Source organism: Agrobacterium bohemicum (genome assembly GCF_002896715.1).
In the GTDB taxonomy this organism is placed as follows: Bacteria; Pseudomonadota; Alphaproteobacteria; order Rhizobiales; family Rhizobiaceae; genus Agrobacterium; species Agrobacterium bohemicum.
In genome coordinates this window covers 91,870-113,080 of record NZ_PGEL01000026.1, presented here as the reverse complement: position 1 = coordinate 113,080, position 21,211 = coordinate 91,870, and the positions used below count along the sequence as shown (strand labels likewise).

At 56.4% G+C, this 21,211-nt stretch carries 19 protein-coding genes; 8 read left to right on the top strand and 11 right to left on the bottom strand.

Features of this window, described 5'->3' with window-relative positions; all coding sequences use genetic code 11:
* Positions 1-50: 50 nt before the first annotated feature.
* The 5 genes from hydA to CUC55_RS14140 all read right to left on the bottom strand — a co-directional run bounded on the left by hydA (position 51) and on the right by CUC55_RS14140 (position 5,068).
* A complete protein-coding gene (gene hydA, locus CUC55_RS14160; protein ID WP_103088420.1) occupies positions 51-1,463 on the bottom strand; it encodes a dihydropyrimidinase in 1,413 nt (470 codons plus the stop codon).
* A 29-nt stretch (positions 1,464-1,492) separates the two neighbouring features.
* Positions 1,493-2,758 (bottom strand): cysteine desulfurase-like protein, encoded by a 1,266-nt coding sequence (locus tag CUC55_RS14155; RefSeq protein ID WP_067646577.1) that lies wholly within the window; start codon positions 2,756-2,758, stop codon positions 1,493-1,495.
* A gap of 28 nt (positions 2,759-2,786) precedes the next feature.
* Positions 2,787-3,536 carry an amino acid ABC transporter ATP-binding protein gene (locus CUC55_RS14150; RefSeq protein ID WP_103088278.1) on the bottom strand — a complete coding sequence of 250 codons (750 nt, stop codon included), beginning with the start codon at positions 3,534-3,536 and terminating at the stop codon, positions 2,787-2,789.
* Positions 3,536-4,207 carry an amino acid ABC transporter permease gene (locus tag CUC55_RS14145; protein WP_067646569.1) on the bottom strand — a complete coding sequence of 224 codons (672 nt, stop codon included), beginning with the start codon at positions 4,205-4,207 and terminating at the stop codon, positions 3,536-3,538. Before CUC55_RS14145 ends, CUC55_RS14150 begins: the two co-directional genes overlap by 1 nt.
* Before the next feature lie 63 nt (positions 4,208-4,270).
* Positions 4,271-5,068: an ABC transporter substrate-binding protein gene (locus tag CUC55_RS14140; RefSeq protein ID WP_067646566.1), complete on the bottom strand. Its 798-nt coding sequence runs from the start codon at positions 5,066-5,068 to the stop codon at positions 4,271-4,273.
* Between the two features lie 155 nt (positions 5,069-5,223).
* On the opposite strand from CUC55_RS14140, the gene CUC55_RS14135 reads away from it, so the two are divergent.
* Positions 5,224-5,919: a FadR/GntR family transcriptional regulator gene (locus CUC55_RS14135; RefSeq protein WP_067646563.1), complete on the top strand. Its 696-nt coding sequence runs from the start codon at positions 5,224-5,226 to the stop codon at positions 5,917-5,919.
* A 17-nt stretch (positions 5,920-5,936) separates the two neighbouring features.
* Here CUC55_RS14135 and fhuB read toward each other — a convergent pair whose 3' ends face one another.
* The 4 genes from fhuB to CUC55_RS14115 form a co-directional block, all read right to left on the bottom strand.
* The gene (gene fhuB, locus CUC55_RS14130) at positions 5,937-7,937 is read right to left on the bottom strand and encodes a Fe(3+)-hydroxamate ABC transporter permease FhuB (protein WP_103088277.1); all 2,001 of its coding nucleotides are present in this window, start codon (positions 7,935-7,937) and stop codon (positions 5,937-5,939) included.
* Positions 7,921-8,820, bottom strand: coding sequence for an ABC transporter substrate-binding protein (locus CUC55_RS14125; RefSeq protein WP_103088276.1), 900 nt, complete (start codon positions 8,818-8,820; stop codon positions 7,921-7,923). Before CUC55_RS14125 ends, fhuB begins: the two co-directional genes overlap by 17 nt.
* Positions 8,821-8,905: 85 nt before the next feature.
* Positions 8,906-11,080, bottom strand: a complete 2,175-nt coding sequence (locus tag CUC55_RS14120) for a TonB-dependent siderophore receptor (RefSeq protein WP_103088275.1) — start codon at positions 11,078-11,080, stop codon at positions 8,906-8,908.
* A gap of 132 nt (positions 11,081-11,212) precedes the next feature.
* Positions 11,213-12,097 carry a helix-turn-helix domain-containing protein gene (locus CUC55_RS14115; protein WP_103088274.1) on the bottom strand — a complete coding sequence of 295 codons (885 nt, stop codon included), beginning with the start codon at positions 12,095-12,097 and terminating at the stop codon, positions 11,213-11,215.
* Between the two features lie 197 nt (positions 12,098-12,294).
* On the opposite strand from CUC55_RS14115, the gene CUC55_RS14110 reads away from it, so the two are divergent.
* The gene (locus tag CUC55_RS14110; protein ID WP_103088273.1) at positions 12,295-13,107 is read left to right on the top strand and encodes an ATP-binding cassette domain-containing protein; all 813 of its coding nucleotides are present in this window, start codon (positions 12,295-12,297) and stop codon (positions 13,105-13,107) included.
* 28 nt (positions 13,108-13,135) lie between these two features.
* On the opposite strand, the gene CUC55_RS14105 is transcribed toward CUC55_RS14110, so the two are convergent.
* Positions 13,136-13,657 carry a 2'-5' RNA ligase family protein gene (locus CUC55_RS14105; RefSeq protein ID WP_067646546.1) on the bottom strand — a complete coding sequence of 174 codons (522 nt, stop codon included), beginning with the start codon at positions 13,655-13,657 and terminating at the stop codon, positions 13,136-13,138.
* A gap of 207 nt (positions 13,658-13,864) precedes the next feature.
* Between CUC55_RS14105 and CUC55_RS14100 the strand changes: the two genes are divergently transcribed.
* From CUC55_RS14100 to CUC55_RS14080, 5 genes are all read left to right on the top strand, one after another.
* Complete coding sequence (locus CUC55_RS14100) at positions 13,865-15,394, top strand: ABC transporter substrate-binding protein (protein ID WP_103088272.1); 1,530 nt, start codon at positions 13,865-13,867, stop codon at positions 15,392-15,394.
* A gap of 84 nt (positions 15,395-15,478) precedes the next feature.
* Positions 15,479-16,420, top strand: a complete 942-nt coding sequence (locus tag CUC55_RS14095; RefSeq protein WP_067646540.1) for an ABC transporter permease — start codon at positions 15,479-15,481, stop codon at positions 16,418-16,420.
* 12 nt (positions 16,421-16,432) lie between these two features.
* Entirely contained in the window at positions 16,433-17,311 is an 879-nt protein-coding gene (locus tag CUC55_RS14090; RefSeq protein WP_067646536.1) for an ABC transporter permease, read from the top strand.
* 1 nt (position 17,312) lies between these two features.
* Entirely contained in the window at positions 17,313-18,518 is a 1,206-nt protein-coding gene (locus tag CUC55_RS14085) for an amidohydrolase/deacetylase family metallohydrolase (RefSeq protein WP_067646533.1), read from the top strand.
* A 46-nt stretch (positions 18,519-18,564) separates the two neighbouring features.
* Positions 18,565-19,062 carry a RidA family protein gene (locus CUC55_RS14080; protein ID WP_067646530.1) on the top strand — a complete coding sequence of 166 codons (498 nt, stop codon included), beginning with the start codon at positions 18,565-18,567 and terminating at the stop codon, positions 19,060-19,062.
* A 9-nt stretch (positions 19,063-19,071) separates the two neighbouring features.
* Here CUC55_RS14080 and CUC55_RS14075 read toward each other — a convergent pair whose 3' ends face one another.
* The gene (locus tag CUC55_RS14075; RefSeq protein WP_103088271.1) at positions 19,072-19,899 is read right to left on the bottom strand and encodes an IclR family transcriptional regulator; all 828 of its coding nucleotides are present in this window, start codon (positions 19,897-19,899) and stop codon (positions 19,072-19,074) included.
* 103 nt (positions 19,900-20,002) lie between these two features.
* Here CUC55_RS14075 and CUC55_RS14070 point away from each other — a divergent pair, with 103 nt between their 5' ends.
* Positions 20,003-21,199, top strand: coding sequence for an aminotransferase class V-fold PLP-dependent enzyme (locus CUC55_RS14070; RefSeq protein WP_067646524.1), 1,197 nt, complete (start codon positions 20,003-20,005; stop codon positions 21,197-21,199).
* The last annotated feature ends 12 nt before the right edge of the window (positions 21,200-21,211 follow it).

Here is a 21,211-nt window from a genome sequence, read left to right as displayed (position 1 = left end):
TTCCGTCCCTCTCTTCTCCTTGTAGCGGGGAAGGGAGGGCGCTCACGGCTCTACTGTCGCTGACGGGTTAGACAGGAGCGTTCACGCGGCAAATAGCCTCCCTGCGGAAAGGTCTGATTGAACTGCCCGTCGTTCACAACGGTCTTGCCGCGCAAGAGCAATCGCACCGGCCATCCGCGTACATCGAGCCCTTCATAGGGCGTATAGTCTGCGCCGTGATGCAGCATGTCATTGCTGAGGGTGACGTTTTTGTTCGGGTCCCACAGGGCTATATCGGCATCAGCGCCGACAGAGATCGTGCCCTTGCGCGGGTAGAGGCCGTATAACTTGGCGTGGTTGGTGGATGTAAGCGCCACGAACTGGTTGATGTCGATCCGGCCCTTCATCACGCCTTCTGAAANCAGGATCGGCAGACGTGTGGCAACACCGGGAATACCGTTCGGAATCCAGCGAAAATGGCGCTTGCCCTTCTCGTTCAGTTTTCCCTCTGCATCATCGAAACGGAACGGGCAGTGATCGGAGGAAAACAGATCGAACACGCCCTGTTCCAGACCTTCCCAGCAGGCATCCTGGCTTGCCTTGTCACGCGGTGGCGGTGAGCAGACGTATTTGGCGCCTTCCATTTCACTTTGATCAAGATCATCCGCGGTCAGCATCAGATATTGCGGGCAGGTTTCACCGGCAATCTTCTGGCCACGCTGGCGGGCACGACGGATCTCCTCCATAGCCTCGCGGTTGGACACATGAACGATAACAATGGGGACATCCACGATTTCGGCCAGAGATAGCGCCCGGTGCGTTGCNTCGCGCTCGGCAGCAATTGGTCGGGTCGTAGCGTGGTATCTAGGCTCGAATTTACCGTCTTCCTCGTGGCGACCGATGAGATAGCGAATGGCGTCTTCATTCTCGCAATGGACCATGACGAGCGCGCCGGTGAGGCGTGCCGTGTCGAGCGTGGCTAGGATTTCGTCGTCGCGCAGACGCAGGCCTTCATAGGTCATGAAGACCTTCAGAGAGGTGTAGCCATCCTCGACCAGCGCAGGCAGTTCCTGCCCCAGCACATCGGCAGTCGGGTCCGTGATGACGAGGTGGAAGGAGACGTCCACGTGGCATTTGCCTTCGGCCTTTGCGTGATAGACCTTCAACGCCTCGCGCAGGGACTGCCCTTTTNCCTGCATGCAGAAGGCCAGAACGGTGCTGTTGCCGCCGATGGCCGCAGAGCGGGTGCCGCTGTCGAAATCATCCGCCATGACAATGCCATCGCCAGAAGGTTGGTCGAGATGGACATGGCTGTCGATACCGCCTGGCAGGACGAAGAGGCCGGTTGCATCGATCACCTCCTCGGCATCGGTCAGTTCAGCGGCAAGCGCTACGATACGACCATCCTTGATGCCGACATCACTGACGAAAGTGTCGCTTGCCGTCACCACGGTTCCGTGCCTGATCACCGTATCGAAACGCATCATTCCATGTCCTTCTTATCGTTCACAGCTCAGCTTGCTTTCGCAAATCCCGCATCGCCAGATAGAATCCGATCGAGCGCTGCGGTGAAGCGATCAACCTCTTCCAGCGTGTTGTAATGCACCATGGAAACCCGCAGCATGCCGCCATGGTCGGTCAGTTCGAGATATTCGGCAAGGCGACGGGAGTGGAAATCACCAAACCGCATGGCAATCTTTTCGCCATCCATTGCCTTGCAAAGCTCTCCTGCCTCGCGGCCATCGAAGCGGAAGGCAATCGTGGGCACGCGGGTTTCATCATGGTTGGAAACCTGCCCGATGATCCAGCAATCGTTGCGCGACCGCAGGTAGCTCAGCAGCCGTTCGGTCAAAAGGTTTTCCTGCGCTGTGATGGCTGAAAAGGCGGCCTCGATTTTCTGGCGCACCGTGCCAGTCTCGCCAGCCTGCTCACCGAGTGTGGTCAGGTAATCGACGATGCCGCAGGTGGAATAGGCCAGCTCGTAGTTGGGGTTGCCCGGTTCCAGCTTGCCCGGCACTTTGTCCTTGCCGTAGAAATAATGGTAAAGCGTATCGAGTTCTAGCAGCAGGTCGTACTTGCCATACATCAGCGCATAATGCGGACCATAGGTCTTGTAGAGACTGAAGACGTAATAATCGACGTCGAACGCCTGCACATCGACGGCGCGGTGTGGGGCGTAGGCAACGGCATCGACGCAAATCTTTGCGCCACGCGCATGCACGAAATCGGCGATCTCGCGGACAGGGTTGATCGAGCCGAGAATATTGGAGACATGGGTGACGCAGACCATCTTGGTGCGCTCGCTCATCAGCGGTTCGAGGTCGGCCAGATCGAGCGTCAGTGTTTCCTTGTTGAGCGGCCAGAATTTGAGCGTGATGCCCGCATCCTGCAACCGATCCCAAGGACCGATGTTGGATTCGTGGTCGCTGACAGTGACGATGATTTCATCACCTGTAGACAGTTGGCTCTGCATGGCGCGGGCAAGGTTTTGCAGCAATGCCGTGGTGGAGCTGCCGAAGACGATTTCTTCAGGGCGCGACGCATTGACCAGATGCATGGCGGCGGTCCGCGCTTCATAAAGCGCGCTAGCTGCACTTTGCGACACCTCGTAAGAACCGCCGATCTGCACGTTTTTCTCGATCAGAAAGGTATTGATGCGCTCCAGCGCGCCCTTGAGGATTTGCGATCCACCGGCATTGTCGAAATAGGTCCAGCCGCGTGACAGGCCCGGAAACTGGCTGCGCACATAGTCGAGGTTAAGCGGTGAAGTGGTGGTCATCCCTGGTGTCTCCCGAATGGTCTTTTATTCAATGATTGAGGACGGCGCGGAGGAAACCGCGCGTTCTGGCCTCTTGTGGATTATCGAAAATCTCTGTCGGCGTGCCTGACTCCACCAGCTTGCCGCCATCCATGAAGATGACGCGGTCTGCGACCTGTCGGGCGAAACCCATCTCGTGTGTCACGATCACCATGGTCACGCCGGTGCCAGCCAGCTTTCGCATGACATCCAGCACCTCGCCGACCATTTCGGGATCAAGCGCGGATGTCGGTTCATCGAACAGCAGAACGCGCGGCTCCATCGCCAGCGCGCGGGCAATGGCCACGCGCTGCTGCTGGCCACCTGAGAGATGGCCGGGGAATTTCTCTGCCTGCTCCGAAATGCCGACGCGGGCCAGAAGCTCGCGGGCTTTCCGTTGCGCCTCAGCTTCGGGCGTTTTTCGCACCCGCATGGGCGCTATCATGACGTTTTTCAAANCCGTCATATGCGGAAACAGATTGAAGGACTGGAACACCATGCCGACTTCGGCACGCACCTTCGCAAGCGCCGGACCGGGCGCAACGCGAATGCCATCCACGGTGATGGTACTGTCAGCGGAAAAGGCTTCCAAGTGGTTGATGCAGCGAATGAGCGTCGATTTGCCGGACCCGGAAGGGCCTATGACGCACACAACTTCGCCTTCGGCCACATCGAGATCGATGCCGTGCAAAACGGTAAAGGTGCCATAGGCTTTGGTCAGCCCACGGATGGAAATGAGAGGAGCGGCCGTCTTTTCCATTACCGTTTACCCCGGCTAAAGTGTTTTTCAAGACGTGCCACGATGGCGACCATCGGCCAGAGCAACGCAATATAGATGAGTGCGGCGCCGATCAGCGGCGTTGGGTTTGCGTTCAACGCCTGCGTTTGCGTTGCCTGTTTCAACAGGTCCGGCATGGCGACCACAGAGGCGAGAGCCGTGTCCTTCATGACGTTGACGCAATTGTTGGTCAGCGGCGGAATGACGATGCGCACCGCCTGCGGCAGAATGATATCGACCATCGTGTTGCGGTTGGAGAGGCCAAGAGCTGCGGAAGCCTCGAACTGACCATGCGGAACAGCTTCGATGCCTGCACGAAAGATTTCAGCGGTATAGGCGGCAGAGACCAGCGACAGGGCGGTGACGGCAGACAGAAATGGCGACAGCCGGATGCCGACGAAGGGCAGCGCGTAGTAGACGACGATCAACAGCACGAGCAGCGGGATCGACCGGAAAATGTCGATATAGCCGCGGATCAGCAGTTTGAAGAATGCAGGCGCATATAGACGTGCCACCGCCAGAAACAGACCACCGACCAGACCGCAAATGATGCTGGTGATGCCGATTTGAAGCGTGACCATCAGGCCCCAAAGCAATTGCGGCAGGCTGTTGAGAAAGACGGGAACATTGAAGAAGGTATTGATGAGGTTCATGCCGATAGGCTCCCTTGGCAATCCGGCAGGACGCGATTGGTCCCGCCGGATGCGGTTCAAGCCTTACTTGGCCTTCGGCATGTCGAGAACGGCAACGGTCGATGTCGTGTCCTCGGCCTTTGCGCCGAACCATGTCTCGTGCAGCTTGGCGATGAAGCCTTCGCCCTTCAGCGTGGTGATGACCTCATTGACCTCGGCGGCCAGTGGATCACCCTTGTTGAACATGATCGAGTATTTCTCCCCGGTCGGGATACGCTCGACCACCTTCAGTTCCGGCTTGTCTTTGGCGTAATACAGCAGGGCCGGAATGTCGGAAATATAGCCATCAACGCGACCCGCAACGAGATCGAGCATGGCGGGCTGCAAGCCTTCGAACTTGCGGATTTCGCCCAGCTTGTATTCGGCCTTATGGGCTTCTGCCCACATATCGCCGGTCGATCCCGTATCGACGCCGACGACCTTGCCGCTCATGCCCTTGAGGCCGGTGATGCCGGAGGCCGCTGTCACCGTCAACGACTGGTCGCTGTCGTAATAGGGCTGGGCGAAGCTAACGGATGCCAGGCGCTTTTCAGTGATGGTGATCGAGGAAATCGCCATATTGATGCGACCAGACTGGACGGCTGGAAACAGACCGTTGAACGGTGTGTTGACGAACTCGACCGACTTGCCGAGGCGCTTGGCGATCTCGTTGACGAGATCGACCTCGAAGCCGGTGACCTTGCCGCTGGCATCTTCGAATTCCCATGGGACGTTGCCGATATTGGCGCCGACCGTCAGATCGGCCGCCTGAACGTTGAACACGCCGAGCGCTGAAACCAGCCCGGCGAGAAGTGTGCTTTTGATGCGCGAAACGTGATGCATTCGAGAACCCCTTGTTTTATGTCGTAAGCCAATCTACGTTGGTCTAACTGGTCAGACCAGTCCGACCAAACAAGCATTTGCTTTTGTACTTTGCAAGATGCTTCTTGAAAAATATATCGAAAGAGCCGGAGCGGCTTTAGGAAAACAGGGATCGAATGCTCAACAAAACGCTTGTGCCACAATCGGTCGCCCGCGAAATCCAGGCCATGATTCAGGCCGGGCAATTGAAAGCAGGCGAGAAGATACCATCCCAGCGCGAGTTCTCCCAGAAATTCGGCATCAGCCGGGCATCCCTTCGTGAAGCGTTGCTGACCTTGGAAACCTTGGGTTTGCTGAAAACTGAGGCGGGCCGTGGAACATTTGTCGCCGCTACCGATGGAACGGCTGGGCAAGCGGGGCATATGGCACCGTGGCGTTATTCGGAGAGCTATTCCGTATTCGATGTTTTCCAGACCCGCATCCTGCTGGAAGGTGAGATCGCCCGACTTTCGGCAGGGCGATTGTCTCAGACTCAGTTGGAGAAGATGGAGAAAGCGACCAAGACGATGGAGGATTGCTGGGCCAATCAGGACCTGCTTGCCAATGTCGACGCCGATCTGGAGTTCCATGGCACCATCGTATCTGCCTGCTCCAACACCATGCTGAAGGCGCTTTATCAGACCGTTCGGGATCAGGTCACCGAGACACAGCGCCAGCCAATCCCCATCACTGACCCGGAAAGAATGCGGCAATCCATTGCCGAACACCGCCGCATCATTGCGGCGTTAAGGTCGAATGATGGGTCTTTGGCCCGCGCTGAAATGGAAGCACATATTCGCAACACGGCACGGTGCGCGGGCTTGCAGCCGTGACAGCGATAGGTGTGTGATCACGATCGCTTTTCCATACGTGCGATAAGCCAGAGGAGGTATGGGCCACCGATCAGAGCCGTAAAANCCCCTACCGGTACCTGATAGGGATAGATGACGGCCCTTGATAACCAGTCAGCTCCAACGAGCAAAGCTGAGCCTATCAGGAGCGACGCAATGAGCTGATGGCGCGCGCCACTTAGACCTATGAGCCGTGCAAGATGCGGCGCCACGAGCCCGGCAAGACTCAGCGGTCCCACGAGGAAGGAGGCCACAGCGGTCATAAGTGCAGCGAGTACCGAAAGCGCAAGTCGTGAAGATGTGAGGCTGAGACCAACGCTTCTCGATACGACCGTACCAAGCGGCAGAATGGTGAGCCAGCTCTTCATGAATAGAAGTGGTGCGGCGAACAGTGCAAGCGCGATTAGTGCCGTCACGGCCTCGAAATTGCCGGCCCGATTTGTCGACCCCGCCATCCACATCAAGAGAATGAAGGACTGCATGTCGCCCTGTGCCAGCACGATGGTAACGATGGCCATCGAGATTGCACTCATCGCGATGCCTGTCAAAAGAAGACGTTCGGCGGAAAGTTCTCGGGCGGCTGTGATTGCGATCATGATCGAGAACACGGTCAGTGCGCCAAGCGACATTCCAATCAGCATGACCGTCGGCGATGGTGAGCCGACGATATAGAGGGTGGCTGCGAGGCCCGCTCCTCCGCCCGCCGAGACACCAAGGACTTCGGGGCTTGCTATCGGGTTACCCGTTACACGTTGCATGATAAAACCCGCCGCGCCCAGAAGGGCGCCAGCGCCACTGGCAGCTAAAATACGTGGCAAACGGAAAGGTAGAAGTTCCCAGAGGGCTGGGCCGAATGAAAACCGTAGGCCGGTTGGTGACGGGCCGATGATGAGTGCTGCAAGCCCGAATATGACGATCATTGCAGCTATCAAAGCAAGGCATAGAGTTGGTCTTGTAAGCCGCAATCCCGTTGGAGCAGCAGACGCGGTGACGGGAGCAATAGCGTGTAGCCGGGGCAGCAGAAACAAGAGAATGGGTCCACCCATCAGCGCGGTGGCTGCACCCGCCGGTGCAAGATCTGAAAATCCGGTTCCCAGCAATTGGCTTGTGCCATCCGTCAGGAAGAGTAACGCTGCACCGGTAAGCGGAGCGGCGATCAACACCTGGCCAGTCGTCCTCGCACCCCAGAGCTTTGCGAGAGCAGGGGCGGCAAGTCCGAGAAAGCCGATGACGCCGACCGTGGCGGTTACGGATGCAGCCAACCAGACGGCCAGAAGCAAAATCGCCAATCGAAGCCAGACGAGAGAAAGCCCCAGGCTTTTGGCGCTTGCATCATCCAGCGCCAGCACATTGAGCGGACGAACGAGGACGAAGGCCAAGATGGCACCAAAGCCAAGCCGGGGTGCCAGAGAAATGACGCCCTGCCAATCCTGTTGGCTGAGCGATCCCGCGCCCCATATGCTGACCGATATTGCGTATTCGCCCCGTGCCAGAATGAGCGTGATGGTGAGCGAAGCGGTGATCATGCTGACGATCAAACCGGAAACCGCAACCGTTACCGGGTCGAAAGCCTGTCGCCAGGATAAGGCAAGAACCAGAGAAACGGCGGCCAGTCCGCCCGCGAAAGCGACGATTTCGCGGGAAAATCCGGCAAGCAGCGGCGATAGACTAAGGCCTGCCACCAGCGCAAGCTCAGCACCCGCCGCGATACCCAGCGTTGATGCATCGGCAATAGGGTTGCGCAAGACCTGCTGCAGCAATGCCCCGGCCAACCCCAACGCCGCCCCCGCAAGGAGCGCGATGACCATACGGGGGAGCATGCTGTTCCACAGCAAAATATCACCGAGGCCCGCTGCGATGGCGGGATCACCCGGCACCGTGGGGCGCGTCCAGATAAGCAGTGCCAGCATAGCCATACAGGCGAGGCAAACCGAAAAAACCGAGATAACGGCACGGTTGCTGCTGGCCTTACGGGAGGCAGCACTAACCGTTCCAGGCATAGGACAGACCTTTCGCAAGCTCCTCGGCAAAGCGCCCAGCCGCAGGCAGCGCGCCGTAAGGATTGATCGAACCAAGCGTGATAACCCGCTTTNCCCGCACGGCAGGCAGAGCATTCCAGAATGCACTATGGTCAAGCGTCGCCAGTGCATCGAGCGGGTGAGGCGGGATCATGACGATCCACGCATCGGGCATCGAAGCAAGTGTTTCGATGCCCATCGGAGCTGTCGCGGAGTAGGCCGTAGCACCCTTCCATGCATTCTCGATGCCAAGCCGCTTCAACGCGCAGCCAAACATGCTGTCATTGCCAAAGACGCGGTAATGCCGGGCATCACCCAGATTGATGGGCAATATTGCTCTTCCATCGCCCTTGGCCAGCTTTAATCGCAGTTCATCCAGCCGACTGGTGGTCGCCGCGATATAGGCTTGCGCTTCCGGCCCGGTTTCGAGATGTTCGCTTATCGCGAGCGTTGCCCTCTCTGCCATTAGATAAGGGTCTTCGCCGGGAAGGTAGATGCCGAGGTTATACGTCGGTGCGATGCCTGCCAGCAGCGGATCGGCCCAGGCGTAGAAATTCGAGTTGAAGATCATGTCCGGTTTCGCAAAGGACAACGTTTCCAGATTGGGAAGACCACGCAGGCCAAGATCGGTAACGGTTTGCGGCAACACAGGCTCGACCGCGACCTCGCGGAATTGGTGCAACTCAGGTGCGGCAACGACGTTTGCGCCGAGGGCGAGAAGCGTTTCGAGAAGAGCCCAGTCAAGGGTTGCGGTTTTGGGACGGGAAGTGCGGCTAGGCTCCTGTGCAAAGGCAGGAAGAGAGGCAGCCAAAGTGCCGGCACCTGCCAAAAAANCTCTGCGGGAGATATGAGCCTGCGATTTCAGTTTTAGTCTCCGGTGATGTGAAANGGATGGCCTTGTCTGGCCATCCCCTCAAAGCTTCCTCGCGTACTTATGTGAGATGATCGACTTACCAGACCTTGCTGATTTTCAAGGTTGCGGTGCGTGCCTCACCATAACCGCAGAAGATCGTCGTATTGCAGCCTGCAACATATTCCTTGTCAAACAGATTAGTGACGTTGAGCGAAGTCTTCCAACCGTTCTTTTCATACCGAATACCCGCATCGAAAACGACGGCGTCCGGGACACGGAAATTATTGGCGTCGTCAGCCCATGACTTGCCGCGATAACGTGCGCCTGCGCCAAGACCGAACCCTTCAAAGGCACCATCGGTCACCGTATAATCCAACCAGAGTGAAGCCTGGGAGTTTGGTACCAGCAGAGGCGTCTTGCCCTGCAAGCTCGGATCACTCGGGTTTTNGGTAAATTCGAGATCGGTATAGGATGCCGATGCGATTGTCTTCCAGTTCTCATTCAAATTGATCTTGCCTTCGATTTCAATCCCACGCGATCGAACCTCACCAAGCTGTCTGCTGACAAAAGTGGGAGTGGAGACGGTATAGTTTTGTTTGTCGATCTGGAATAGAGACGCCGTGAGCACACCATCGAGCCAGTTTGGTTCGTATTTGACACCCGCTTCGTATTGCTCGCCCTCTTCAGGCTTCAACGCTCCGTCAGCACTTGTGCCGACAAGTGGGCTGAAGAACGTTGAAACGCTTGCATAGGGGGTGAGCCCATTATCAAATTCATAGGCCAGACCCGCACGGCCACTCCAGGCCGTCTCACTCAGTGAGTAGTCTCCTGTTCCCAGGCGATCGTCAACTTCACTGTCCAGATAGTCGAAGCGACCATTCAGGGTAGCGATCCAGCCATTGCCGAACTTGATCTGGTCCTGCGCATATATACCAACCTGATTGATGGAGTAAATCTGGTGTGTAGATGGTGTCAGTGGAGGTATAGGAAAACTATACGGTAGGTCGTTAGGGTTAACCGGGTTAGGATAAAAACCGAACGGTGTCGCCAACTGGTTATTGTCGAGACGGTAGTTGCGGTAATCCAAGCCTATCATAACTTTATGATTGATGCCTGCGACATCAAACTGGTTTNCAATGCGGTTATCGACATTGAAGGAGTTTGCCTTCGACCGGACGTCGTCGGCGTACATTAGCACGTCAGCGTCGGTCTGGTCGGCATAGTCAAACGGATATAACTGCCGTTCACGCTTGTCGAGATACCCGTAACGCAGGTTCTGCGTGAATTTCCAGCCTTCGTCGAATTCATGCTGGAATTCGTAACCCACCATTGCTTGTGTAGATCGCCCGATATCGAAATCTGCATTTCCGAAATATGCGTCGCGGTCGATCTTACCGAAGAAAGGGTTGGCAACGACCGTACCGGAATAGGGCAGAAGGCCGTTGGATGTGTGCGTCTGGTCAAGATGGCTGACATAAGCCCAGATGTTCAGACTTGTATTGTCATCGGGCTGAAATGTCACTTGCGGCATGAAAATGCCACGGATGTCTTTTTGCTCATCCGAATAGCCATTGCCGCCAGCAAGCTTTCCCGTCACGCGGTAGTCGATCCCCTCATTGTCCGATACCTTGCCGGAAGCGTCGAAGCCGAGAAAACCGTTGCCGTTATTGTCGATACCAACTTCCGTATAGGCGTAAGGCTCATCACTTGGACGTTTGCGCACCATATTGATGACGCCACCGGCATTTGCGCCACCCAAGAGAACCGAAGCCGGGCCCTTCAAAACTTCGACGCGCTCAAGCATAAACGGATCGACTTGAAAGTTTCCGAAGGCGTGGCTGGTGAGTGCCATATTGTCCAGAAACAGGCCTGTTTGGCTGGCGTTGAAGCCACGCACGTATATCCAGTCTGTGTCAGGATCTGAGCCATAGGGCTGTGCGAAAACACCCGGCGTATAGAGCAGGGCTTGATCAACCTTGTCCACGACGCCACGGTCTTCGAGTTCCTCGCGTCCTACGACAGAGACCGACTGCGGAATTTCTTTCAGTGGCGTCGCGGTCTTTGAACCTGTGGTGGTCTGCTTGGCAACGTAACCCTTTACTGGCCCCGTACCGCCTTGCTCTCCGTTACTCTGAACGATTATGGGCTCAAGCACGGTGCTTCCGTCTTCATTCGTGCTTTGCGCAAGCGCCCATCCGGCGTTCAGTCCCAATGCTGCTACGCCCGCCCATAAGCCTACCCTGATCAAGGGAGATTTGATCGATTTCTTCATTTCACGCCCCACTCGCGCCGATGCCCAATAAGATGAGTGGATAAATCAATTTTAAATCTGCCGCTTGCCGCTATGCGCGGCACTTGAATGATTTTGGGCAAATCTCACGCCAACGCGCATTTGCTCACACATTTATTCAATGTGTGACTTTTNCCATTGTGACGGCGTAACGCCCACATATTTGCGGAATGTGCGGCTGAAATGGGCGTGGTCTGCAAAACCGGTCTCCGCGGCAATCGTCGTCAGCATATAGCCACCGGATTTCAGTAAATGCTTGGCACGATCAAGCCTCGCACTCATCTGCCACTCGTGCGGAGCCATGCCGGTGGCAGCTTTGAAGGAATGGCTGAAATGCGATTGCGACAGGCCGGTAATGGCTGCCAGTTCTTCGAGCCGAATGTTGCGCAGGCAATGTTCTTCGATGAAGTTTTTTGCACGGCGCAATTGCCAGGGAGCAAGCGCCCCCCGTCTACGGGGCTCCGTTTTGCCGAGTTTCAGGACGTCGATCAAAAGCGAAAGCGCCAGCCCATCGCCGTAAAGATCATGCAGCGGTTCGGGGTTGGCAATTTCGGTCGCGATCAATTGGGACAGCGTGACGATCCGACTATCGGTGAAGGATAATCTGGGCTCTCTCAACCGTTGTGGATCGAGGTCATCACCTAGGCGACGGTTCATGGCATCCACATCGAAATGGATGTCGAGATGGCGGACATATTGAACATCCCTGATATCGACCCATAACTCCACGTCGGCAGGTATGTAAGAGATCGGGCTGAGATTGCTGTCTTGTGACATTCCCTTTTCGCCAGCCGTGCGTTTCACAGTTGGTCTGCCTGCGCCCCTGTGGTCCAATAAANTGAATAGGCGCGGATCGCGCGCGACGTAGTAACCACCGGCATAACTCGCGCACTCCACGTCCCAGAGATCCGCAGTAATTCCATTCCAATATCGCCGACGAAGGCCACCGAGAACGGAGAAGCCTTCTATCTTATTATGCATTCTCGGCTGAAACATCATTCTCGAAACCTGAAACGAAGTAAAAGTTTCATCTAATTATCAAGTTTTTTATGAGCGTTCAAGAAGGCCGTGTCTTGATACCGAATATCAAGTCATGACGCTGGTTGGCTGTGCACACTGGTGGTGTTGACGGTCGATGATAAATTGGCCAAACATCCGGCAGGTCCTCCGTTTAATGCAGACATGTGGAAATCGAAATGCTCTTGAATGCTCAGCAAAGATCGACAGATGTTGTTGCACCACTGCTGTCTCTTTCAGATGTGAGCTTTGCCGTTGAAGGTCGCACGCTGCTACATCCTTTGACATTGGAACTCGGTTCTGGTCGGTCGATCGCGCTGATTGGCCATAACGGGTCGGGAAAATCGACACTTCTCAAACTGATCGGGCGTCAGCAGGCTCCGACCGGTGGTCAGATTACGTTCGAGGGCAAGCCGTTGAGCGAATGGGGAAACCGAGACTTTGCGCGTCGGCTGGCCTACATGCCGCAACGGACACCTGCGGCGCCCGGCATGCTGGTCAAGGAACTGGTTGCACTTGGTCGTTACCCATGGCACGGGGCGCTTGGCCGTTTTGGCGAAGACGATCACCTCAAAGTGGAAGAAGCCATTGAGTTGACCGGTATCGGTAAATTTTCAGATCGCATGGTCGATAGTTTGTCGGGTGGCGAGCGGCAGCGGGTATGGCTTGCAATGCTGGTTGCGCAGGATGCGAGTTGCCTTTTGCTTGATGAGCCCATCTCGGCGCTCGACATTAGACATCAACTGGAAGTCCTTAGCCTGACAGCGGATTTGTGCCGCAAGAAGGGTATCAGCATCATAATGGTGCTGCACGATATCAATATGGCAGCGCGGTTTNGTGATGAGATCATCGCCCTTCATTCTGGCCACTTGGTCGCTCACGGCACACCCGACGATCTCATGAGTCCTGGCGAACTACAGCGTATTTACGATGTTCCGATGGATATCATCCGCCAACCGTCAAACGGTGCTGTCATCGCTATGGCGCGCTAATCGAATTTAGGCTGATCGGATTTGGCGGTCAGCGGTCGAGCCAAGGCCTGAAGGCTTGGGAGGTGTTATGCTCCCACGGGCCACCCATGTATCGCCAGAGATCAAGACCAACAATCTCGATGGAGTGAGGTCGAAATTCGGCAGCAAGCTTCTGGTAAGTCGCATCAGCGGTCGTTCGTGAAACCTTGTTCTGGATCGTGATATGCGGCTGCCATTTTTGCATGTCCTGTCCACCCAGCCATGGCCTCCAGACCTGTTTCAGACGCAAATGTATCTCCAGAAGCTCAGGACTGGTAATCGTGAACGCGACACCTGCCCCAAGATGTCGGATGCCGCTGACCTCAGCTGTTGCTGAGTGAACCTCCGCAACGTCCTGAAGATCCTCAATAATCTTATCGATGTATTCCCCTGGCAACCGGTGAAACATCGTCAGGTGAGCACGCAGGAAATTTCGATCTGGTGGAAAGTGTTTCTGGCGCAGGTCATCAAAGGGTTGAAGGTCTGCATCCGCGATTTTGGCCGTCAGGATGAGGGGATGAAGTGTCTTCATAAGTCAGGGCCTCGGCACGCCCAATGCGATGCCTTATCCGACCAGACTAAGATAAGCCCGCCAGATTGGAAGTGGAGCAATCCTGAACGGCATCGGTTACATTTCAATCTCGTCATTAACACGATTGACACCCCCGGTCATTTCGATATTCTGTTATAAAGTCTTAAATAACATAATAATGGAACAAACGAAAACCGGGAGCTTTGTATGAGACTCAAGCTAGCATTTCTGATTGCCACCGCCCTCGTTGCAGCACCGTCACTCCTTTCCGCTCAGGAAANGGGTGGTGTGATCAACGTCGCCACGATTGGTGAGCCACCGACACTTGACCCCATGGCATCGACCGCCGATTTGGTCGGGATTGTTACGCAGCACATTTTCGAGACGCTTTACACATTCGACAAGGACTGGAAGCCGACGCCGCTGCTTGCCGAAAGCCTGCCGGATATCACCGCAGATGGCAAAACCTATGCGATCAAGTTGCGGTCCGGCATCAAATTTCATGACGGCTCGGACATGGCCTCCGATGATGTCGTGGCGTCGCTCAATCGTTGGATGAAGGTTGCGTCACGCGGAAAGCAGGCGGCGTCGTTCATTGAAANGATCGAGGCAACTGACCCGTCGACGGTAACGATCACGCTCAAACAACCCTACGCTCCCTTGGTGTCGCTGCTTGCGTTCAACAATTCGGCTGCGATCGTTCTGCCATCGGAAANGCAGGACGAGCCGATGAAGGAGTTCATCGGCACGGGTCCCTATATGCTGAAAGAGCGTAAGGCAGACCAGTATATCCAGCTCGCCCGTTTCGACGGTTACACGTCGCGTTCGGGAGACAGTAACGGTTATGGTGGTGCACGCCACCAGTATCTCGATGAAATCCGGTTCGTTCCGGTGCCAGACGCCAATACCCGCGTCGAGGCTGCCGTTTCCGGGCAGTACGACTACATTGACAGTCTACCGGTCGAATCCTTCGACAAGGTGAAATCTTCCTCCGCCACCGAACCCGTCGTCCTGAAACCTTTCGGTTATCCCGTCTTCGTGTTCAACACGGCGGAAGGTGTCGCCAAGGATGTCGCTATCCGCAAAGCCATTCGCCAAGCTCTCAGCATGGAAGACATGATGGCGGCAGCCTTCGGCAGCACGGATTTCTATGCTCTGGATGGTGATATCTACCCCAAGAATTATGTCTGGAACACAGATGCGGGTGTCGAGGGTAATTATAACGTTGCTGACCCCGAGGGCGCAGCCGCGTCCGCAAAGGCTGCCGGTTATGATGGCTCGAAACCGATCCGCATTCTGACGAGCCGCCAGTATGAGTTCCACTACAAGATGGCGCAGGTTGCTGCGGAGTACCTGAAGCTTGCCGGTTTCAAAGTCGATCTTCAGGTGGTGGATTGGGCGACGCTCACCCAACGCCGCGCCGACAAGGCTCTTTGGGATATCTACATTACCCATAGCCCGTTCCTGCCGGAACCGGCATTGATTGGTTCGCTTGCTCCGTCATCGCCTGGTTGGTGGGACACACCGCTGCGGAAGCAGACAGTCGAGGCATTTTCCGCCGAGTCCGATCCACAAAAGCGGATTGCTCTTTGGGCCGATGTTCAAAAAGCCATGTATGCGGAAATTCCCTACATGAAGATCGGCGATTTCAACGGCCTGACCGCGAAGGCGAAGAAGGTTGAGGGCGTTGACCCGGCCCCATGGCCGTATTTCTGGAATGCTTCGATCAAGAAGTAACGTTTTTTCGATGCGCCGGATGCTGCCTTACGGCGGCTCCGGTTTCGAAAAAGGTTCTGACTTGGAGCATGAAGAGAGACATATATGATCCGTTATATTCTCCAGCGCCTGTTCGGCATGATCGTCGTGATGTTTCTCGTCGTGACCATCGTCTTCGTCATCGTGCGCGTCACGCCCGGTGATCCGGCTGCCGTCATGCTCGGCCCGGACGCATCGGCGCAGGATATCGCCGACCTGCGCATGCGGCTGGGGCTGGATCAGTCGCTTGTCGTTCAATATCTCATCTATATCGGCCAGATGCTGAAGGGTGATCTCGGCCAGTCGATCTTCCTCAACATGCCGGTTACGTCTGCGCTGATGGCGCGTGCGGAGCCGACCTTTTTTCTCACGCTGTTTTCGCTTCTCATTGCCTGCGTGATAGCGTTGCCCATCGGTATTTACGCGGCCTATCGCCGTGGCTCCTTCGTGGATCAGGCCGCGACGACCGTCGCGATGCTGGCCGCCAGTATTCCCAGTTTCTGGCTTGGCCTCATTCTCATGCAGTTCTTTGCCGTGCGGCTCAATATGTTCCCGGTGTCCGGTTATGGTGGTCCGGGCTCCAGCTTCATGGAGCGCATGTATCATCTGACGCTTCCCGCTTTTGCGCTGGGCATCGTCTCTTCAGCGCTCATCCTGCGCTTTACACGCGCCTCCATGCTTGATGTTCTCGGCGACGACTATATTCGCACGGCCCGGGCTAAAGGGCTGATAGAACGCCGCGTCATTCTCAAGCATGCGCTGAAAAATGCGCTGATCCCGATCCTCACCGTCATCGGCCTGACCGCTGCCGTCTTGATTTCGGGTGCTGTCGTGACCGAGACAGTGTTTGGTCTTCCCGGCGTTGGCAGTCTGGTGGTTTCGGCGGTGCTTCGACGGGATTATCCGGTCATTCAGGGAGCTCTGCTGGTCATTGCCGCGCTCTATGTTCTCATCAATTTCGCGATCGACATGCTCTATTTGGCTATCGATCCCCGCGTACGGTATTGAGGGGACATATTGATGGCTGACATTGCAGTAAACACGCCGAAGCCCGCCGCCAGTGAAGGCTCAAAATTCCTGCGGCGGTTCATTAAACGCAAGACCGTGGCTTTTGGTCTGATCATTCTGGTTGTCTTCGTTCTTCTGGCGGCGTTGGCGCCGTGGATTGCGCCTTACTCGCCATCCAAGCTTTCCATCGTCAACCGGCTGAAGCCGCCAAGCGAGATATTCTGGTTCGGCACGGACGAATTCGGACGGGATGTCTTCTCGCGAACCATTTATTCGGCCCGCCTGTCCCTGCTGATCGGAGCGTCGGTTGTCCTGCTGTCTGCATCAATCGGCGTGACGCTGGGTTTGCTCGCAGGTTTCTTCAAACGGCTCGACACGCCGATTGCCCGCCTTATTGATGCGATGATGGCATTCCCCGATATTCTCCTTGCCATCGCGCTGGTGGCCGCACTCGGTCCATCTCTCACCACCGTTATCATCGCATTGTCGATTGTTTATGCCCCGCGTCTTGCCCGCATCGTGCGCGCTTCGACGCTGGTTATTCGTGAACTGCCTTACGTGGAGGCTGCGCAAGCGCTCGGCATTTCCACGTTCCACATCATGACGCGGCATGTCTTGCGCAATCTGCTTTCGCCGATCCTTGTTCAAGCCACCTTCCTGTTTGCCAGCGCAATGCTGGCCGAAGCTGGTCTTTCCTTTCTCGGGCTCGGTGTCAGCCCGGAAATTCCAACCTGGGGAACCATGATCGCCAGCGGCCGCCAATATATCGGACAGGCCGACTGGATGACCTATTTCCCCGGCTTTGCCATCATTCTTTCCGTTCTGTCGCTGCAAATGGTTGGCGACGGACTGCGGGACATGCTCGATCCAAGACTGCGAAGGGATTTATAATATGACCGGGGAAAACGCGAAACCGCTCCTCCTCACCAACGTCAAGCCCATGGCTTTTGGCGAAACCGCACAGACAGGCACGATCGATATTCTGGTGGGAGGCGACGGCAAGATCGCCGCCATCGGTCAGTCGGTCGCCGCTCCTGCAGATGCCGTGCGCGTCGATGGCAAGGGCGCCTGGATTTCTCCGGGCTGGGTGGATCTGCACGTGCACATCTGGCACGGTGGCACCGATATTTCGATCCGCCCGTCAGAATGTGGTGCTGAGCGCGGCGTTACCACGCTTGTCGATGCAGGCTCTGCTGGTGAGGCCAATTTCCATGGTTTCCGGGAATATATCATCGAGCCCTCGAAGGAACGGATCAAGGCGTTTCTCAATCTCGGTTCCATCGGCCTCGTCGCCTGCAATCGTGTGGCGGAACTGCGCGATATCAGAGACATCGACCTCGATCGCATTATTGAATGCTACGCCGAAAACAGCGAACATATTGTTGGCCTGAAGGTACGTGCCAGCCACGTTATCACCGGCTCCTGGGGCGTTACACCCGTCAAGCTCGGCAAGAAAATTGCGAAAATCCTGAAAATACCAATGATGGTGCATGTGGGCGAACCACCTGCGCTTTACGATGAAGTGCTGGAAATTCTCGGCCCCGGCGATGTCGTAACCCACTGCTTCAATGGCAAGGCGGGTTCATCGATCATGGAAGACGAGGACCTGTTCAATCTCGCTGAACGTTGCGCGTCCGAAGGCGTGCGGCTTGATATCGGCCATGGCGGCGCGTCGTTTTCGTTCAAGGTGGCGGAAGCCGCTATCGCCCGTGGTTTGCTACCGCATTCCATCTCCACCGATCTTCATGGCCATTCCATGAACTTCCCTGTCTGGGATCTGGCAACGACGATGTCGAAGCTCATGTCTGTCGGCATGCCCTTCAACAAGGTGGTCAATGCCGTCACCCACGCCCCGGCAGAGGTCATCAAGCTCGATATGCAAAACCGCCTTTCGGTGGGTGCCCGTGCTGATTTCACCATATTCGACGTCATCGATTCCGATCTTGAAGCGACGGATTCCAATGGCGACGTCTCGCAACTGAAGCAGCTGTTCGAGCCGCGTTACGCCGTCATCGGCGCGCAGGCGACTGTCGCCAGCCGTTACATCCCACGCGCACGCAAACTGGTTCGCCACAGCCACGGTTATTCCTATCGCTGATGCTGCCAGACATGAAGAAAGAATTTCGCATGACACAGGAGTTTGCGTGACCCAGTCCCCGATCACAGCCGTAGCGAAGGCGAATACGCCCTATCATCGGCTTGCTGCGCTCGGCATCGAACTGCCACCGCCAGCGCCACCAATCGCCAATTTCGTGACGCATGTCATTGAAGGCAACATGCTGTATTTGTCCGGCCAAGGTCCGCGCGAGGTCGATGGTTTCATGCACACCGGCAAAGTTGGAACGAATGTTTCGACGGAAAAGGCCTATGCCGATGCGCGGTTGACCGGCATCAACCTGCTTGCCGTGATGCACGACGCGTTGGGAGACCTTTCCCGGGTTCGGCGGGTGGTGAAGCTACTCGGCATGGTCAATGCCGCGCCTGATTTTCTGGATCACCCGCAGGTCATCAACGGTTGTTCCGATCTGTTCAATGCCGTGTTCGGTGAGGCGGGCCAGCATGCCCGCTCCGCCGTCGGTTTCGGCTCGCTTCCGGGCAACATTACGGTCGAGATCGAAGCCATCGTGGCACTGCACGCTTAGAGGAGACGATCAGTGGTTGCGCCAGCCCATCAGCTTTTCGATCCTTGCGGCCGACGCCTTGACGCGGTCGGCATAACCGGACTTGTCGGCCAGCACCTTCTGTTCTGGAAGCACGATGGAAATCGTCGCAACGCAATCTCCTCCGTTGTCGACAATCGGCGACGCGATACAGGCGACCGAGTAATCGGATTCACCGGCCTGAATCGACAGCCGCTCCTCAAAGGCCTTTGCCGCTGCATCGGACAAGGTCGTCGCATCTACAGTGGCGCGGCCGGTTGGCGAAATACGCGCGCCACGCTTGAACAGTTCGATACGCTCTTCTTCCGGCATATGGCCGACAAGAAGACGACCGGACGCCGTCCAGTTCAGCGGAACGCGGGTTCCCACGCGGGATGCGACCTGAAANTGGCTGGGGCCATCGGCCATGGCCAGAACAAGCATATGCTCGGCATCGCGGCCGCAGACCTGAACAGTTTCACCCGCCTCGCGGCAAAGATCATGCATTTCATGGGTCGCAACACTCATGAAATCCAGCGACCGGGCATAGGCCAGGCCGTAATGGTAGAGCCGCGCGCCAAGCCAGATCAAACCATCGGCGTTGCGGGCCAACATGTTCTTTTCGACCAGATCATCGATGATCACATAGACGGTGGAAAGCGGAGCCTTGACGGCCTTGGCAATAGCATAGGCCCCGGCGGNCGCGCCGGTTTCGTACAAATAATCAATCACCTGCAAGGCGCGGTCCATGCCGCTGACCCGCGAGCGACGGACTTTGCCATCGGCTTCAGCGATCTCTTCGGAAAGAGCTTCCGATGATGTCTTCAAATCCAAANCCATGCTCCTGCGCTTTAAAGAACCTATTGCATTACTATGGTATAGTCCCGTGCAGGGCAACCGAAATCAAAGCCGGGCGAACCGGCTTGCAGACTGGAGAATGACAATGTCCGACGATATCCGCACGAAGCTCGGCCTGCGCCCCGTGATCAACGTATCCGGCACGATGACCAGTCTTGGGGCTTCCATCGTGGTGCCGGAAGCGATTGCCGCGATGGCGGCGATTCTACCTCAGTTCGTTGAGATCAACGATTTGCAGCGAAAGGCAAGCGCCATCATTTCGCGATTGACGGGGGGAGAGGCCGGGTTTGTCACTGCCTCCTGCTCGTCTGGTATCAGTCTTGCTGTGGCGGCAACCATCACCGGGCCGGACCTGTTGGCCATCGAAAAATTGCCGGAAACCTCGACTGACAAGAACGAGGTGTTGGTGCAGATGGGCCATATGGTTAGTTATGGCGCGCCGGTGGATCAGTCCATTCGGCTGGCCGGTGGCAAAGTGGTGATGGTGGGTCAGGCGACCTCGACACACCGCTACCACATGGAAAATGCCATAACTGACAGTACAGCGGCGGCCGTCTATGTGGTGTCGCATCATGTCGTCGATTATGGGCTCCTCAATCTCAAGGAATTCGTCGAGATCGCCCATGCAAAGGGCGTTCCGGTGATTGTCGATGCGGCCTCCGAATATGATTTGAAGCTGTTTCTGGCGCAGGGTGCCGACATCGTCCTCTACTCCGGTCACAAGTTCCTCGGTGGTCCGACCTCGGGAATAGTCGCGGGCAAAAAGGAGCTGGTCCGCAATGCTTTCCTGCAAAATATGGGCATCGGCCGCGGCATGAAGGTTGGCAAGGAAAGTATCTATGGTGTCATGGCGGCATTGGAAGCGTGGGAAAAGCGTGACCACGCAGGCATCCGCGAACGGGAGGCCGGCTATCTGAACCTGTGGAAGCAGACGCTTGAAAACCGCCCCGGCGTAACCGCGTTGATCGAGCCCGACCCGACGAACAACCCGCTTGACCGCATGCGCGTGATCATCTCGCCGGAGGAAGCGCACATCACTGCCTGGGATTTGGCCGCTGCCCTTCGCCAAGGCCCGCAGCCGATCATCGTGCGCGATCATGAGGTCGAGCATCACTACTTCTATCTCGACCCCTGCAACCTGCATCCCGGACAGGAAACGGTTGTGGCATCGCGACTGGCGGAAGAACTCGACAAGGCTCGCGCTTCCAACGAGATCATCGCCACGCCAATCGAAGATTTATCTCGACACCGCTTCGATGGTGCATTGCGCTGGCCCGATTGAGCGCCTGACGCG

Coding starts and splice junctions, on each gene's coding strand:
- CUC55_RS14155 (WP_067646577.1), bottom strand. CDS start 2,758: ATGACCACCACTTCACCGCTTAACCTCGACTATGTGCGCAGCCAGTTT.
- CUC55_RS14145 (WP_067646569.1), bottom strand. CDS start 4,207: ATGAACCTCATCAATACCTTCTTCAATGTTCCCGTCTTTCTCAACAGC.
- CUC55_RS14140 (WP_067646566.1), bottom strand. CDS start 5,068: ATGCATCACGTTTCGCGCATCAAAAGCACACTTCTCGCCGGGCTGGTT.
- CUC55_RS14135 (WP_067646563.1), top strand. CDS start 5,224: ATGCTCAACAAAACGCTTGTGCCACAATCGGTCGCCCGCGAAATCCAG.
- CUC55_RS14105 (WP_067646546.1), bottom strand. CDS start 13,657: ATGAAGACACTTCATCCCCTCATCCTGACGGCCAAAATCGCGGATGCA.
- CUC55_RS14095 (WP_067646540.1), top strand. CDS start 15,479: ATGATCCGTTATATTCTCCAGCGCCTGTTCGGCATGATCGTCGTGATG.
- CUC55_RS14090 (WP_067646536.1), top strand. CDS start 16,433: ATGGCTGACATTGCAGTAAACACGCCGAAGCCCGCCGCCAGTGAAGGC.
- CUC55_RS14085 (WP_067646533.1), top strand. CDS start 17,313: ATGACCGGGGAAAACGCGAAACCGCTCCTCCTCACCAACGTCAAGCCC.
- CUC55_RS14070 (WP_067646524.1), top strand. CDS start 20,003: ATGTCCGACGATATCCGCACGAAGCTCGGCCTGCGCCCCGTGATCAAC.